This window comes from Actinomyces wuliandei (assembly GCF_004010955.1).
GTDB classification, from domain to species: domain Bacteria; phylum Actinomycetota; class Actinomycetes; order Actinomycetales; family Actinomycetaceae; genus Actinomyces; species Actinomyces wuliandei.
The window spans coordinates 3,062,139-3,077,779 of sequence record NZ_CP025227.1 but is presented as its reverse complement, the minus strand read 5'-3'; the positions used below and the strand labels follow the sequence as shown (position 1 = coordinate 3,077,779).

General features: G+C 68.7%; 12 protein-coding genes. 9 read left to right on the top strand and 3 right to left on the bottom strand.

The window, feature by feature from the left end; translation table 11 throughout:
- Positions 1-48 precede the first annotated feature (48 nt).
- Together CWS50_RS12730 and CWS50_RS12725 are read right to left on the bottom strand one after the other, a co-directional pair.
- Entirely contained in the window at positions 49-954 is a 906-nt protein-coding gene (locus CWS50_RS12730; RefSeq protein ID WP_127843083.1) for an ATP-binding protein, read from the bottom strand.
- Between the two features lie 144 nt (positions 955-1,098).
- Positions 1,099-2,694, bottom strand: a complete 1,596-nt coding sequence (locus CWS50_RS12725) for a DUF4832 domain-containing protein (protein WP_243118362.1) — start codon at positions 2,692-2,694, stop codon at positions 1,099-1,101.
- Positions 2,695-3,073: 379 nt separating this feature from the next.
- Between CWS50_RS12725 and serC the strand changes: the two genes are divergently transcribed.
- Both serC and CWS50_RS12715 read left to right on the top strand, forming a co-directional pair.
- Entirely contained in the window at positions 3,074-4,156 is a 1,083-nt protein-coding gene (serC, locus tag CWS50_RS12720) for a 3-phosphoserine/phosphohydroxythreonine transaminase (RefSeq protein ID WP_127843082.1), read from the top strand.
- A 49-nt stretch (positions 4,157-4,205) separates the two neighbouring features.
- Entirely contained in the window at positions 4,206-5,384 is a 1,179-nt protein-coding gene (locus CWS50_RS12715) for a phosphoglycerate dehydrogenase (RefSeq protein WP_127843081.1), read from the top strand.
- An 82-nt stretch (positions 5,385-5,466) separates the two neighbouring features.
- Here the strand turns inward: CWS50_RS12715 and CWS50_RS12710 are convergent, their stop codons facing one another.
- Complete coding sequence (locus CWS50_RS12710) at positions 5,467-7,236, bottom strand: carboxylesterase/lipase family protein (RefSeq protein WP_127843080.1); 1,770 nt, start codon at positions 7,234-7,236, stop codon at positions 5,467-5,469.
- A gap of 90 nt (positions 7,237-7,326) precedes the next feature.
- Here CWS50_RS12710 and CWS50_RS12705 point away from each other — a divergent pair, with 90 nt between their 5' ends.
- From CWS50_RS12705 to CWS50_RS12675, 7 genes are all read left to right on the top strand, one after another.
- A complete protein-coding gene (locus CWS50_RS12705) occupies positions 7,327-8,694 on the top strand; it encodes an MFS transporter (RefSeq protein WP_127843079.1) in 1,368 nt (455 codons plus the stop codon).
- A gap of 125 nt (positions 8,695-8,819) precedes the next feature.
- Entirely contained in the window at positions 8,820-9,542 is a 723-nt protein-coding gene (locus CWS50_RS12700; RefSeq protein ID WP_127843078.1) for a FadR/GntR family transcriptional regulator, read from the top strand.
- 194 nt (positions 9,543-9,736) lie between these two features.
- Positions 9,737-10,021, top strand: a complete 285-nt coding sequence (locus CWS50_RS12695; protein WP_127843077.1) for a hypothetical protein — start codon at positions 9,737-9,739, stop codon at positions 10,019-10,021.
- Between the two features lie 495 nt (positions 10,022-10,516).
- Positions 10,517-11,254 (top strand): aspartate/glutamate racemase family protein, encoded by a 738-nt coding sequence (locus CWS50_RS12690; RefSeq protein WP_127843076.1) that lies wholly within the window; start codon positions 10,517-10,519, stop codon positions 11,252-11,254.
- A 73-nt stretch (positions 11,255-11,327) separates the two neighbouring features.
- Positions 11,328-12,830, top strand: coding sequence for an NCS1 family nucleobase:cation symporter-1 (locus CWS50_RS12685; protein ID WP_127843075.1), 1,503 nt, complete (start codon positions 11,328-11,330; stop codon positions 12,828-12,830).
- Between the two features lie 169 nt (positions 12,831-12,999).
- Positions 13,000-14,379 carry an allantoinase AllB gene (gene allB / locus CWS50_RS12680; RefSeq protein WP_127843074.1) on the top strand — a complete coding sequence of 460 codons (1,380 nt, stop codon included), beginning with the start codon at positions 13,000-13,002 and terminating at the stop codon, positions 14,377-14,379.
- Between the two features lie 184 nt (positions 14,380-14,563).
- Positions 14,564-15,559: an aspartate/ornithine carbamoyltransferase family protein gene (locus CWS50_RS12675; protein WP_127843073.1), complete on the top strand. Its 996-nt coding sequence runs from the start codon at positions 14,564-14,566 to the stop codon at positions 15,557-15,559.
- Positions 15,560-15,641 lie beyond the last annotated feature (82 nt).

Here is a 15,641-nt window from a genome sequence, read left to right as displayed (position 1 = left end):
GCCCCTGAGTCCTGACGCGACCCCTTTGTGGTGTCATTTGTGGTGTTATTATGGTCGCAGGGCTGACAGGGGGCAGGTGACCGTGCCGTCGTCCATGGTCAGGACGGGTCCGGTCCCGGTGACCACCAGCCTGAGGACCGGCTCTCCGCGGACCTCGGTGTCAACCTGGTCCACCGCCCTGGCCAGGGACGACGCTCCCGCGCTCGCCTGCTGACCTCCCAGCTTGACCTCGACTGCGGCCCAGCGGCCGTCGGGAAGCGTGAGGACCGCGTCGATCTCGCGCCCGCTGGAGTCTCGGTAGTGGTGCACGCGCCCGCCCAGGCCGGAGACGTAGACCTGCAGGTCGTGGACCACGGCGCTCTCAAAGAGGAATCCGGTGGTGCGCACGTCTGCCAGCAGTGTGGTGGGGGAGGCGCCCAGGGCGGATGCCGCGAGTGCCGGGTCGGCGAGGTGGAGCCTGCTGGTGGTGCGCAGGCGCGCTCGTGAGCGCAGGCTGGGGGTCCAGGCGGGGACGCGTTCCACCACGAAGAGCCGCTCCAGCAGCTCCAGGTAGGAGGTGACCGTCTCTGCGCGGATCCCCGGCGCCAGCTGCTCCAGGTCTGCGGCCAGCGTGGACACCCGCACCTGGGCCGCTGTCTGCCTAGCCAGTGAGCGGATCAGGTGGTCCAGCACCTCCGGGGCGTGGCGGATCGGCGCCAGCCGGTGGATGTCGGTGCGGGTCACGTCCTCCAGGTAGCCTGCCATGGCCAGGATCGAGTCGCCGCCGTCCAGGTCGCGCAGCGCGGGAAAGCCTGAGCGGGCTAGGCGGTCGATAACCTGAGGGAGTTCTACGAGTTCCCAGGCAGCCTGCGGGCCCTCGACCACGACCGCGCCTGCGATGCGGAGTCGGCGGTGCAGCTCGTCGTCTACTGCTCGTGCCAGGTAGTGGTGGCCCAGCACCGCCTCAGTGTCCATTGCTCCCTGGTCCCCCTCGCTGCCCGAAACTGTCTGGGTACGTGGCCTATCCGGATTCGTGCAGACCTTCTCTCCGCAGGCGTGCCCACTGCGGGAGGGGCACCCACTTCCACGGGCGGGCAGCGCTCCGCATGGTCAGCCTGGTCAGCCCTCCACCTTCTCGGGGAGGACTGAGCCCGTCGGCCCCAGGTGGCCCAGGGTCAGGTAGCCCTCCAGGTCCTGGTCCTGGCCCGCGTTGGCCAGCCGCAGCGGCGCACCGCCCTCCAGCGGGTTGACGACCCGCAGCAGCACCGTCGCCTGCTCCCCCGGCACGTCCAGCTCCCCGGAGAAGGTGACCGCCGTGCCGGGCAGGACCTCGCGCAGGTCGCCGTCCAAGGGCGTGCGGCCCACCACGGTGCCTCCGGAGTCCAGGACGACGGCCTCCACCTGCCAGTCGTAGTAGAAGGGGGCCACGCCGTCGTTGACGAGCTCCACCTCCACCTCACTGCCGCGTGCACGCCACCGCGTCGCCGCCAGCTCGTAGCCGGTGGACGCGCTCGACTCGGCGGCGAGCCCGCGCTCGCGCTCCCCCATGTCCCCAGTAAAGACCCAGTCGTCGAGCAACCAGGTGGCGTGCGTGGCCTGGACGGAGGCGGCCAGGTCGATGTCGTGCCCGGCGTTGTGCCCCGCCGCCGCGTCCTGGGCGGAGCCGCAGCTGTCAGGGTCGGTCAGCACACAGTCCTGGATGCCCGGGTACACCTCCCCGCCGATCGGCTGGGTCTGCCAGGCCTGCGTGGTCCCGGCCGCGCGCATGAGCGCCATGAAGTGCCAGTCCGTCGTGTCCAGGGTGGCGTACCCGAAGGAGTCGTCGTGGTAGCCCACGTCGTGGGAGGCCGACCACGACGTGGGGTAGCGCACCTGGGTCGGGGTGGTGTCAAAGGCCTCGTCCCAGGCCTCGACCAGGGTCTTCTGGTTGGCCTCGCTGGCCATCCAGTCCTCACCCCGAGGGTTGTCCGAGGAGACGGTGCCGTCCATGGGCCAGGTGTGCCCCTCCCCCCAGAAGCCCACCAGGCCCTGGGTGACGAAGCCCAGGCGGGGGTCGCCGTCGTAACGTTCCCCAAAGGCGGAGACGAAGCCGGTGAGCATCTCCATCGTGTCCGGGTCGTTGTAGTCCGGGCTCACCGAGGCGGCTGAGCCCTGCGCCCCGTTGTGGTAAAAGGTGTAGGAGCGGGTGGTGGCCAGGCCGTCCTCCACCAGGTAGCGGGGGATGCCGCTGCTACGACCGGGAAAGTCCATGTAGAAGCGCAGGACGGTATGGTGCCCGCGAGCGGCGACAGCCTCCAGGTGGGACTCCAGTGCCGTCCAGTCGTAGGTGCCAGGTCCTGTGACCACGTCGCTGAGAGGCAGGTAGAGCCACTCCATCGTGTGGGGCAGGGCGGAGTCGGAGAGCTCGGGGTCGGCCTGCGGGTCCTGGGGGGCATAGGGGAGCATGCCCTTGAGCGGGTTGGCCGTGGGAGCGGCGGCCCGGGGCAGCTCCTCCCACGCCCCCAGGGGCAGGCAGGCACGCAGGCCTGCAGCCAGGAGGACAGCCACGACGACGGCGCTGACGGCGCTGACGACGATGGCTCGGCGTCTTCCCCCACGGCGCCCCCATCTGGCCGCGACCCGGCCCCAGAGCGCCCTGACGCTGCGCGAGCCGGGGGTGCCCGGTGCGTCGCCGGGGTCCTCGGCAGGTACGCCGTCGCTTGGGAGCTGGGTCATTCTCGCCGCCTTGCTGGGACGTGCTGGGTCGGTGCCCCGGACCACGGGGGTGGGGCAGGTCAGGGGACGGCAGCCCGACGCACGAGACCGACCTCGCCGGTCCTGGTGGGCTGCCGCCGCCTTTGTGCTCGCAGGCTACCTGCCAGGAGCGGGCAAGAGCGGTAGCAGGTCCTGGTGGGCGCAAGCCGTTGCACCCCGGGCGCGACTGCCTCTGGGGTGGTGAGTGGCCTCGACCATCTGCCACGAGCCCCTGTGCCCCCGGTAAGGCTGACGACTCCCGGGCTGCCCGGTGGAGCACTACCTCACAGTGGGGGCTTCCGGCACCACGCCACGGGTGTACGAGATTGCTGCCCCTGGCCCAAGTGGACACAATGTGCCCGTGCGCGTCTACAACTTCTCCGCCGGTCCCGCCCAGCTGCCCCTGCCCGTGCTGGAGCGGGCTGCCTCCGAGCTGACCGACTGGTCCGGGTCGGGGATGTCCGTCCTGGAGGTCTCCCACCGCGGCAAGGACTTCGTGGCATGCGCCGCTGATGCCGAGGCCACCTTGCGTCGTGTCATGGGCGTGCCCGAGGACTACCGGGTCCTCTTCCTCCAGGGCGGGGCCACAGCCCAGTTCGCAGGTATCCCTCTCAACCTCACCGCACCCGGTGACACGGTTGCCTACCTCAACACCGGCCAGTGGTCAGCCAAGGCTGTCGAGCAGGCCCGCGCCTACGACCTGGACGTCGTCGTCGCTGCGGACGAGGCCGCCTCCTCCTACACCACCACCCCGGAGGAGGGCTCCTTCTCCGTCCCCCAGGACGCCCGCTACCTGCACTACACCCCCAACGAGACCATCGGCGGCGTCGAGTTCGGCTACGTCCCTGACACGGGCGACGTCGCCCTGGTGGCCGACGCCTCCTCCACCATCCTGTCCCGTCCCCTGGACGTCAGCCGCTACGGGCTCATCTACGCCGGGGCGCAGAAGAACATGGGCCCCTCCGGGCTGTGCGTGGTCATCGTGCGTGAGGACCTCCTGGGGCGCGCCCGCACCACGACCCCCGTTGTCCTGGACTACACCAGGATGTCCGCCGCCGACTCCATGCTCAACACCCCGCCCACCTTTGCCGTCTACCTCCTGGGGCTCATCGCTCACTGGCTGGAGGATAACGGTGGCCTGGAAGCCATGGGTGAGCGCAACCGTGCCAAGGCCGAGCTGCTCTACGGTGCCGTCGACGCCTCAGACTTCTACACCAACCCTGTCCAGGAGCGCTCCCGGTCCTGGATGAACGTTCCCTTTACCCTGGCTGACCCGGCCCTAGACGCCGACTTCCTCCTCGGCGCCCAGGCTGCGGGCCTGACCAATCTCAAGGGCCACCGCTCCGTGGGAGGGATGCGGGCCTCCATCTACAACGCCATGCCCATTGAGGGCGTCCAGGCGCTGGTGGACTACATGACCGACTTTGAGGCGACCAGGACCTGAGCCCAGGACTAGGGCCAGACCTGCCAGACACAGGGAAGAGACTGCACAGATGACTGACAAGACCTACCGCATCCAGACACTCAACGGCATCTCCGGGGCTGGCCTGTCGCGCTTCCCCGACGAGCTCTACGAGGTCGGTGGTGGTGTGGAGGAGCCCCACGCGCTGCTGGTGCGCTCGGCCTCCCTCCACGACACCCCCATCGGGGACTCCGTCATGGCGGTGGCCCGCGCCGGGGCCGGAACCAACAATATTCCGGTGGCGGCGCTGACCGAGCGGGGCGTCCCGGTGTTCAACACTCCCGGAGCCAACGCCAATGCCGTCAAGGAACTGGTGCTGGCAGGGCTGTTCATCGCCTCGCGTCACCTCATCCCCGCCGCCCGCTTCGCCCACGAGCTGTCGGGCGACGACGCGCAGATCGCCAAGGCGGTCGAGGCGGGAAAGAAGCAGTTCGTGGGCTTTGAGCTGCCCGGACGCACCCTGGGCATCATCGGCCTGGGGGCGATCGGGGTCCAGGTCGCCAACGCGGCACTAGGGCTGGGGCTGAGTGTCGTCGGCTTCGACCCGGGGATCTCGGTGGAGCACGCCTGGCACCTGAGTGCGGAGGTGGAGCGGGCTGACTCGATCGAGGAGGTGTTCCGGCGCGCCGACATCCTCACGGTGCACGTCCCCCTCGTCCCCGCCACCCGGGGCCTGGTGAGCACTCAGCGTCTGGCTCTCATGAAGGACACTGCTGTGCTGCTCAACTTCGCCCGGGCGGAGATCGTCGACACCGACGCTGTCGTCACTGCCCTGGACGAGGACCAGCTGGGCGGATACGTGTGTGACTTCCCCTCCACGGCCGTCCACAAGCATCCCAAGTGCATCTCCCTGCCGCACCTGGGCGCCTCCACCAAGGAGGCAGAGCGCAACTGCGCCATTATGGCGGCGGAGTCCCTACGCGGCTTCCTGGAGGACGGTCAGGTCCACAACGCCGTCAACTTCCCTGAGGCTGTCATGGCCCGCGCGGAGGGTACCCACCGCCTGGTCATCGTCAACCGAAACGTCCCTAACATGGTGGGACAGGTCTCCACGATCGTGGCTCAGCACGGGCAGAACATCGCCAACCTGCTCAACAAGTCCCGCGACGACCTGGCGGTGACCCTGGTTGATATCGAGGGTGAGCGCCTCCCCGAGGTTCTTGCTGAGGTGCGCGCGATAGACGGGGTACTGTCGGCGCGCTGCATCTGAGCGTGGTACCGCGCGGTACCACGTGCTATGACAGGGCACACGCCCGGGTATTGGCGAGGCCTTAGCCGGGGCAGCCACGACCTCAGCCCTGCGGGCTGCGCCCCTGGGTCGTGTCCTGGCGCCTCAGGCTCCTGCCTGCGGCCAGCAGCCGACGTTGGAGCCTGTACACCTCGCCGTCGGCGGCGCCGTCAGGACGGGGGCCGCGTGGGTCGCCGTAGGTGCGCCCCAGGCCGCGCTCGTCCCAGGCGGTCCACCCCGGGTCCCCGGTGGTGATGAACCGTACCCAGTCGCCGTGCACAGCGTCAGCCAGTGACTGCGGCGGTCTGCCCTGCAGGGTGTGGTCGCAGTAGGGGTGGGTCAGGCAGTCGAAGGCGAAGGGTACCTCGAAGCAGTGAGTGGACCAGCCGGTGGCGGGCGACTCCCAGGCGAAGCGGCTGATCCACGTGCCTGCGGTGCTGTCGTGGGTGCTGCGGTGACAGTGGCGGGCCTCGGCCCAGGCCACCAGCGGCAGGTGGAACATGGCGTCAGACAAGACGTTGCCGAGAAGCAGGTGCTGCCTGTCCGTGTGCTCGGGGTGCCCGGCCACGTAGTCGCGCGCCAGCCCGGCGTCCACCCCCGCTTCGGTCAGCACCTCTGCGGCACTTCGCCCCTCCATCTCATCAGCCAGCTCCGACGTTGCGGCGAGGAACTCGTGCGTCGTGCTGATGGCCAGGAGCGGGACCCCGGCGCTGTGGCCCCGGGCGACCGCCTCGTGCACGCCCAGAGGCAGGACGTCACCGTCCACAGTGGGGCCGTAGGTGATGGTGGTGCCCTCGCCGGGCACCAGGGCGGCTCGGACCCTGTGGGCCAGCGGCGGCGTGTGCGTCGCGGCCAGCTCGGTGCGATGGGCCTCAAAGCCCGTGGTGGTGGCGAAGAGCTGGTCGTAGTCCAGGGTGTGCCACCCCTCCAGGGTGGGGGTGACCCCGGCGAGCTCAGCTATCTGCCGGGCCGTGTCCCGAGCCCGGTCGGCAGGGATGTCAGTGACAGCCGCCGACTCGATGATGCCGCGGCAGAACAGGCCCTCAGCCCGGGGTGCTGTCATCAGGGTGAGCACGTTGCCCCCGCCAGCGCTCTGCCCTCCGACGGTGACATCAGCGGGGTCACCACCAAAGTCGGCGATGTTGTCGCGCACCCACTCCAGGGCGAGGACCTGGTCGAGCACACCGCGGTTGAGCGGGGCGTCAGACCCGTCCACCCAGCCGTAGCCGTCAAAGCCAAGCCGGTAGGACGGGACGACAGTCACCACACCGTCCCGGTTGAAGGCGGCCCCGTCGTACCAGGGGCTGGCCTGGCACCCGGAGGACCAGCCGCCGCCGTGGATCCACACGTAGACCGGCAGCCCGGCTCCCACCTGCCCGGGCACCGGGGTGAAGACGTTGAGGTTGAGCATGTCCTCGCCGGGGACAGAGGGCTCTGGGATGGCGGGGTCCTCGAAGACCGAGCCCCGTTGCGGCGTCGGCCCGGGAGCGAGGGCCGCGCGCTCCTCCTTCCAGCGGGTGCGCCGGACGGGGGCCATAAGGCGAAGTCGGCCTACCGGAGCCTCGGCGTAGGGGATGTTGTAGAACGCGGCGGAGCGCCCGTAGCCGGTCGGCTGTCTGGTGCGGTCGGGGGCTCGGCAGGCAGATGTGGTACCAGGAGTGGTAACAGGAGCGGCTGCTGGGGGGCCAGGCGGGACGATGGTGCGCCACAGGCCGCGTACCGGCCCGCACGGTGCCTGGACCAGGGGCCCGGTCCCCGGGACAGGCACCGCGATCGGGGTGGAGGACACGTGCTCGGCAGGGGGTGTGGCGTCAGTCGTGGTTCTATCGCTCATATCTCTATTGTCCTGTCACTCGGTCCGCTGTGCAGAAGGTGCTCCGAGGCTTGCTGGACCTGGACCCCCGGGCCGGGAACCATAGCGCCCATGCGGCTGATGACCGACCTCAGGGACCTTGCCTCCACCCGGGCCTTCCGGACTCTGCTGGCGGTCCGGCTGCTGTCCCAGACCGGGGACGGGATGGTCCAGGTGGGACTGGCCACCCTCTTCTTCTTCCAGGCCCAGAACATGGCCACAGCCGGCGGGGTCGCTACCGCCCTGGTGGTCATGCTCCTGCCCTTCAGCGTCGTCGGTCCCTTGACCGGCCCCCTCATCGACCGGTGGCGGCGCCGCCAGACCCTCCTGTACGGCAACCTGGCCCGGGCAGGCCTGGTCGCTGCCACCGCTGTCGTCCTGCGGGTCCTCGGTACGGGGGCGCCCCTCTACCTGCTCGTGCTCGGGGCCCTGGGTACCAGCAGGTTCCTGCTCAGCGTGCTCAGCGCCGGAATGCCCCAGGTCGTGGCCCGTGAGCGTCTCCTGGTGGCCAACTCCGTCGTGCCCACCTTGGGTGGGGCGGCCACCGCGCTGGGTGCCGTCATCGGGGTGGTGCTGAGGCTCCTGCTGCCCGAGGGCAGCCCGCAGGACACGGGCAGCCTGGTGGCGGCAGTCCTCCTCTACTGCGGTGCGGCCCTGGTGGTGAGCCGGCTGCAGCCTGACCAGCTGGGGCCTGACGGCCGGGAGGGCAACGGGGGTACCGGCCTGGGTGCTGGGCTCGTGGCTGCTGTGGCTGACCTGGTCGACGCCGCGCGCTACCTGGTCCGGCGAGGTACCCCGGGCCTGGCACTGGCCACGATGGCGCTGCACCGGTTTGTCTACGGCATGGAGGTCGTCACCGTCATCCTGGTTGCACGCAACCTGCTGGCTGCCCCGCAGGACGCCGACCGGGGCCTGGTGCTGTTCGGCGTCCTCATGGGGGCGATAGTGACAGGTCACGGGGTGGCGGTGGTCCTGACCCCCCTCACCCGCGAGCGGGTCTCGCCGTCAGCGTGGGTGGTCACCTGCCTTGCGGGGGGCAGCGCAGGTCAGCTGGTTCTTGTGGCGACCTACGACCAGCACTGGATGACCGGCGGTCTCCTCGTGTTCGGTGCGGGGGTACAGGGAGCCAAGATCGCTGTGGACACGATAGTCCAGAGCGACACGGCCGACCGTTACCGTGGTCGTGCCTTCAGTATCTACGACGTCCTGTTCAACACTGCCGAGTGCGCGGCGGCAGGAGCTGCGGTCCTGGTGCTTCCGGGAACCGGCTGGTCGGCACCGGTGCAGGCGGCGCTGGTGGTGCTCGTGTGGGCGACAGCGGCTGCCTACTGGTGGTTGGTGCGTGCCCTGGGCGGGGTGCCCAGGGCGGTGGCGGCAGAGGCCGAGACCGGGTCGCGGCAGCAGCAGGCGGAGCCGCTGGGCGGTCCCGCAGCGCGCTGAAGAGCGTACTGCTCAGGGTGGAGGGTAGGCTGCGAGCGATAGTACTGGATGTCGGTCAGGCCCCTTCGTGCGCGGTCGTCCAGTTACGCTGCCACATCCTGGGAGCCTGTGCGTGAGGAGTCTGCGTGGCCAATGACATGGTGGCAGGGGCCGTTGAGAAGGTTCTCGACGCGGTTGCCAACGGAACCTTCGTGGAGGACGAGCCGCTTCCCGCCGAGGCCGAGCTGGCCCGGTTCCTTCGGGTCTCGCGGCCAACAATGCGTGAGGCGGTGAGGAACCTCTCTATGGGCGGGGTCCTCAACGTTGTGCACGGGAGGGGCACGTTCCTCCTGCCGCGGTTCCGGTGGCGCGAGCTGCGCTACCTCATGTACGTGGCCGCGCACGAGGGGCGTGTGCTGGAGGTGGAGCTCGACGTCCTGGGGGTTCAGGAGATGCTGGAGGTCGGTGCCGTCCGGCTGGCGGCTGCTCACCGCTCGGACAGTCATCTAGCGGAGATGTCACGGTGCGTGGAGGAGTACGAGGTGGCCGCGAGAACCGACGACGTCCAGGCTGTGGTCGGGCTGGACAACGCCTTTCACGACGCCGTTCTCAGCGCTGCCGGCAACCAGTTCGTCCCCGCTGCGGTGCACCCCTACCGTGACGCCCTGCTCGGTGCCAGGTTCAGAGCCGCAGAGGCTCAGGGCGTGCGGACGCGTGTGGCTGAGCAGCACCGTGCTATCCAGGAGGCGGTTGCTGTCGGCGACGCCGCCCGGGCCGCTGAGCTGATGCGTGAGCACATGGCGCAGACGCGGGCCGACATCCTGGCAGCACGTGACCGCCAGGGCGGGGAGCTGTCTGACGGCCTCTGAGGACCTGGCGGCCAAGGAGGGGTCTCGCCCACCCCGGTCAGGTTGTGAAGGGCCCTAGGACCTGAGGGGTGAGAGGTATCTGACAATGCTCAGTGCTCTGAGGTGGTTTATGCTCGGTTGGACTGTCGAGACGTACAAGGCTGTGCGGGAGCACGGCTCTCACGCGCTCCCGCCCATGCCAGAGAGCAGGAGCCATGTCAGCAACAACCGCATCTATCAGTCCTTCCGCCGTCGAGGCGGTGGGGGTCCCGCAGTCCCCGGGGGCCAGCCAGACGGAGGGCGCCGCAGTCAGCACGGCTGATGTGGAGGCCGTGGTAACCACGGTGACTGTGGTGCTGGCGGTGCTGGCGGTGCTGGGGATGTTCATTATCTTTGCTGCGGCCGCAGGATCCCTGCCTACGGTGCTTGCCTGCGCCTTTGTGTCTGTCGTGGTCTGTGTGGCGACTGCCTTCCGACTGCTTCACCGCTCCGGAATGTGATTGTCGCCATATTTGCGTATCCGTGAATGGGTACGCCGCAAGGGGGGGTCGTGCGGAAGGGAGCGAGGAGGACGGCCGCGTCGGTGGCCGTCCTCCTTGACGTTTCTGTCCGCTACCAGGACCGACGCGGGAGAGCCAGCCAGGAGAACCCCTCAGGGGTGGTTGCCAGGTAAGGGGGCGTCCACGGTTCTTGACAGGCCGGGCTGGAGGCGGGGGGCAGTGCTCGGCCCCTGTGGTCATGGTTGGGGCCGGAGCGGGTCAGGATGGGGGGTTGCCAAGGTCCGCAGCCGGTGGTGTAATGGATGCACAAGACCTCAGAGCACTGAGTTCTTAGGTATCCAGTGCGGGTGAGCTGCTCGCCGTGGATCCGCAGTGTGGGTGCGCTACCGCGTCATCCCGCCGCAGGCTCCGGGCTGCTCAGGACCCCAGCAGCCCGGAGCCTGAGAGCCCAGGTGCTGATACGCAAACCGTCGAACCTCCTGAGAGCGCGGAACAATGAAGATCCTCGCCGTCAACGTCAACACCACCTCCTCCATGACCGAAAGCATCTGCCAGGCTGCCGCCGCAGTGGCCCGCAGCGGCACGGACATCGTGGGCCTGACCCCCGCCGTTGGCGCGGACTCCGTAGAGGGGGGCTTTGAGTCCTACCTTGCTGCCGCTGCCGTCATGGACGCGGTGGTCACCTACCAGGGCGGTGCTGACGCTGTGGTCCTGGCCGGCTTCGGTGACCACGGCAAGGAGGGCCTCATGGAGCTCTTAGAGGTGCCGGTTGTTGACATCACTGAGGCGGCCGTGCACACAGCGATGGTGCTGGGCCGCCGTTTCTCGGTGGTCACCACCCTGGACCGCACCGTCCCCCACATTGAGGACCGCCTCCTGTGCTTCGGCCTGCTGGACCACTGCAGCTCCGTACGGGCGACCGGTCTTGGCGTGCTGGAGCTCGAGGACACTGCCCGGGCACGGGAGGCGATTGCCCACCAGGCCCGGCTGGCTGTGGAGCAGGACCTCGCCGAGGTCGTCGTCCTGGGCTGTGGCGGTATGGCGGGACTGGATGCCGTGCTCGCCGAGGAGCTGGGGGTCCCGGTGGTCGAGGGGGTGGCTGCTGCGGTCAAGACTGCGGAGCTCCTGGTGGACCTGGGCCTGCGTACCTCCAAGGTCCGCACCTATGCCGAGCCTCGTCCCAAGCGGCTCAGTGGCTGGCCCCTGTCCGCTGAGGCCATTGAGGTCACCTGACTGCGTGCACCCGGTCGGGCAACGGCGCCTGAAGCGGGTGGAGCGAATCTCACAAGACTGAAAGGACGCTGCGGTGGAACACGACACACTAGCCGGGCACCCGACCGAGTCGACCGCGTCGGTCGATCCCCGCCTGATCAATGACGACCTGGCGCCGGCCAGGAGCCGGGACTGGGGATTCTTCTCCCTCTTCGCCATGTGGATGTCAGACATTCACTCCATCGGTGGCTACACCTTTGCCGCTGGTCTCTTCGCCCTGGGCATCGGTGCCGTCTCTGTGTTTGCCTCGCTGACCGTAGGCATCATCGTGGTCTTCCTCCTCATGAATCTCGTGGGATTTGCTGGGCAGAGGACAGGCCTGTGCTATCCCGTCCTGGCGCGGATCACCTTCGGCACGCTGGGCTCCAACCTGCCCGCACTGCTGCGAGGATTCGTGGCGATCTGCTGGTACGGCATCCAGACCTGGCTGGCCTCTAGGGCCGTCATCGTGCTGGTCGGGGGCATATGGCCCGGTGTCACCGAGGTCGGGCAGGCCAGGTTCCTGGGTGAGAGCCTTCTGGGCTGGGCCGCCTTCCTTTTCATGTGGGCACTCCAGCTGCTGCTGCTGCGCAACGGCATGGATACCATCCGCCGGTTCCAGGACTGGGCTGGTCCTGCGGTGTGGGTCGTCATGCTCGTCCTGACCGTCTACATCCTTATGCGTGCGGACTGGCACATCTCGCTCAACCTTGCCACGTCCCCAGCCCGCTGGGGAACTGCTCACGCCGTGGGAGCCGCTGTGGCCCTGACGGTGTCCTACTTCTCCACCCTCCTGCTGAACTTCTGCGACTTCTCCCGGTTCTCTCCGACACGCCGGGCCGTGTGGATGGCGAACCTGTGGGGCCTGCCCGTCAACTTCATCGCCTTCTCCGTGGTCTCTGTACTGGTCACTGCGGGCTCCCTGAGGATCTACGGGGACTACATCTTTGACCCCATCGAGCTCGTCGCGCGGATCGAGCACCCGGTAGCCATCATCCTGGGTGCGGTGACCTTCACGGTGGCGACGCTAGGGATCAACGTGGTGGCGAACTTCGTCTCCCCGGCCTACGACCTGGCCAATGCCTGGCCAGAGAGGATCACCTTTGTCCGGGGAGGTGTCATCTCGGCCTGCATCGCCTTGGTGATCACCCCGTGGAACCTCTACAGCAACCCGGTCATCATCAACGTGTTCCTGGCTGCCCTGGGTGCCGTCCTGGGGCCGCTGTTCGGCATCATCATCGCCGATTACTACATCCTGCGCCGGGAGAAGGTTCAGGTCTCCGAGCTGTTCCGCGCTGACGGCCTCCACTCCTTCACCCGGGGGTGGAACCTCAGGGCGGTGTGGGCCTTCGTCGTCGCCAGCGCTCCCTCGGTAGCCGTGGCGGTGGTACCGACCGACCCCTGCAGGTTCCTCAGCCCCTTCTCCTGGTTCATCGGCGCCGCGCTGGGGCTGGGTGTGCACCTTCTCCTGTCCCGACACGACCCCTATGTGCTGCGCGCGGTTCGCCAGGCGGAGTCTGTGGACCTGGAGGCAGACCGGGACTCTGTCTCCCGCTGACTCGCAGGACAGGTGCCGCCCGAACCTGCTAACGCCCGTCACCAGCCGCGAGGCACCGGCGGCCCCGGACAGTACCGGGCGGCATCGGTGGGTATCCGGGACCACAGAGCACACCAGACCGCACCCACAGGCCCACACAGACAAGACAGACCAGACACGGAGATCCGCCATGGAGACCACCGCCCCTGCACCACCACTGCCAGGCACGTCCGCCACGCCGTCGCACCACGACCTGGTCGTCCGCTCCCAGCAGGTCGTCCTGCCGGGGGGCACCCGCCCGGCCGCCGTTGTTGTCGACGGGGAGCGCATCACCGCAGTAGCGGGTATTGACGCCCCTGTCAGTGCTGACGCGGAGGTGAGCGTACCGGGCACCTGCGTCCTCATGCCCGGCCTGGTGGACACCCATGTCCACGTCAACGAACCGGGCCGCACCAGCTGGGAGGGCTACGAGAGCGCTACCCGGGCCGCTCTGGCCGCAGGTGTGACGACGATCATCGACATGCCGCTCAACTCCTCTCCTCCTACCACGACAGTGGAGGCGCTGGAGGCCAAGGAGGCGGCCACTCGCGACAGGCTCTCGGTGGACGTCGGACTGTGGGCAGGGGCGGTCCCTGGCGGTACCGCCCAGCTGGCGCCCCTGTGGCAGCGTGGGGTCTTCGGTTTCAAGTGCTTCACCTCCTTCTCCGGTATCACGGAGTACGGCCACCTGAGCTACACGGAGCTGGACCGGGTGGCCGCCGAGGTGGCCGAGCTGGGAGCGGTCCTGCTCGTCCACGCCGAGGACCCCCAGGTGCTGGCGGCTGCTCCCCAGAACGTGGGGCGGGAGTACGTCGGCTACCTGGCCTCGCGACCGTCCCAGGCGGAGGTCCAGGCCATCGACCGGGTCCTCCAGGCGGCCCGTGCCACGGGGGCGCGGGTGCACATCCTCCACCTGTCCTCCGCCCGGGCCCTGCCTGCGATCCGTCGGGCCAAGGACGACGGCGTCCAGGTCACTGCGGAGACCTGCCCCCACTACCTGACCTTTGCGGCGCACACGGTGCCTGACGGTGCCACCGAGTACAAGTGTGCCCCGCCGCTGCGGGAGGAGACCAACAGGCAGGCGCTGTGGGAGGGGCTGCTCGACGGCACTATCGACCACGTCGCCTCAGACCACTCTCCCTGCACCGAGGACCTCAAGAACCGGCAGACCGGAGACTTTTCCACGGCGTGGGGCGGTGTCTCCTCCGTGCAGGTGGGGCCTGCGGCCGTGCTGACGGCTGGCGAGGAGCATGGCGTGGGTCCGCAGGACCTTGTCCGCTGGATGGCTACCGCTCCCTGCCAGGCCTTCAGTATCCCGGGCAAGGGTGCCATCGCTGCAGGACGTGACGCCGACCTGGTGGTGATGGACCCCCGGGAGACCTTCGTCGTCGATGCCCAGCGGCTGGAGCACAGGAACAAGGTCACCCCCTACCACAGGCGGAGGCTGCGCGGGGTGGTGCACCGCACCTTCCTTCGTGGCCGCCTGGTGGACCGCGAGTCCATGGGCGGTCGCGTGATCAGGCGCTGCTGACCCCTGCCGGGCCGGTGGCTGAACGAGGTGGGCGGCAGGTGGTCCCGGCTCGTGACAGCCCCCGGCGCAGCCACTGCCCGACGCCACTGCCCGACAAGGACCAGACAAGGACCAGACAAGGACCAGACAAGGACCAGACAAGGACCCGACAAGGACCCGACAAGGACCCGACAAGGAGGACACAATGCCCCAGTACATGCGCTCGATCGAGGAGCTCGTCAGCGCCGTCGACCATGTTGGCAAGAGCTTTGTCTCCATCAACGACATGGCTGACGACCAGCTCTACAACCTCTTCGAGCTGGGACGGGTCCTGGAGCTGTTCAACCGCTCCAGGATCGACCTGCTGCCGGACAAGGTGCTCGCCCTGCTGTTCTTCCAGCCCTCGACCCGGACCCGGATGAGCTTTCAGACCGCTATGGAGCGCCTGGGCGGCCACACGATCGTCGAGGCGAACCCCGGTGTCACCTCCTCGGTGGCCAAGGAGGAGTCTATTGAGGACACCATGCGCTGCATATCCCAGTACGCCAACCTGGTGGTGCTGCGCCACCACGACGAGGACGAGGCCAGGAGAGGGGCGCAGGCCGCGACCTGTCCCGTGATCAATGGAGGCTGGGGCCACTGGGAGCACCCCACTCAGGCGCTCCTGGACCTGTACACCATGTGGCGCCGCTTCGGGCGGGTCGAGGGCCTTCGCGTCGCGGTGGTCTCCCCTGACATGGTGGAGGCCCGCACCGGGCACTCCATGGCCTACGGCCTGGCACGCCTGGGGGCGGAGGTGACGATCTGCTCGGACTCCGACCGCCGTGCCCCTGAGGAGGTCACCAGCCTCATCCGCTCCACCCTCCACGGTGGACTGCGTGAGGAGACTGACTTTGACCAGGACCGCTTCAACGACTTCGTCCGCACCCAGGACCTCATCTACCTGCCCGGGTGCTCCGCCCCGGCGGGAGCCAAGGCGGAGGAGTTCAAGACGCTGATGGAGCGCTACCTCGTGCGCTACGAGACGCTGGCTGAGGAGGCGGAGAAGGGTCACCAGATCTATGTCACCCACACCCTCCCCCGCCGGGCGGGGGAGATGGACCTGCGCATCGACGACAGCCCCCACCAGCTCTACTTCCGGGCCATCCTCCAGTCCGTGTCGATTCGGATGGCTCTGGTGACCGCGATCCTGGGGCTGTGAGCGTGGGCCTGCTCAGTGAGGGGCCGGATGCGTGGCCGCGAGCGCGGGAGCCTCCTGCCAGCCTGGCCTGTCGTTACGGGGC

Coding starts and splice junctions, on each gene's coding strand:
- CWS50_RS12730 (WP_127843083.1), bottom strand. CDS start 954: ATGGACACTGAGGCGGTGCTGGGCCACCACTACCTGGCACGAGCAGTA.
- CWS50_RS12725 (WP_243118362.1), bottom strand. CDS start 2,694: ATGACCCAGCTCCCAAGCGACGGCGTACCTGCCGAGGACCCCGGCGAC.
- CWS50_RS12715 (WP_127843081.1), top strand. CDS start 4,206: ATGACTGACAAGACCTACCGCATCCAGACACTCAACGGCATCTCCGGG.
- CWS50_RS12710 (WP_127843080.1), bottom strand. CDS start 7,236: ATGAGCGATAGAACCACGACTGACGCCACACCCCCTGCCGAGCACGTG.
- CWS50_RS12705 (WP_127843079.1), top strand. CDS start 7,327: ATGCGGCTGATGACCGACCTCAGGGACCTTGCCTCCACCCGGGCCTTC.
- CWS50_RS12695 (WP_127843077.1), top strand. CDS start 9,737: ATGTCAGCAACAACCGCATCTATCAGTCCTTCCGCCGTCGAGGCGGTG.
- CWS50_RS12690 (WP_127843076.1), top strand. CDS start 10,517: ATGAAGATCCTCGCCGTCAACGTCAACACCACCTCCTCCATGACCGAA.
- allB (WP_127843074.1), top strand. CDS start 13,000: ATGGAGACCACCGCCCCTGCACCACCACTGCCAGGCACGTCCGCCACG.
- CWS50_RS12675 (WP_127843073.1), top strand. CDS start 14,564: ATGCCCCAGTACATGCGCTCGATCGAGGAGCTCGTCAGCGCCGTCGAC.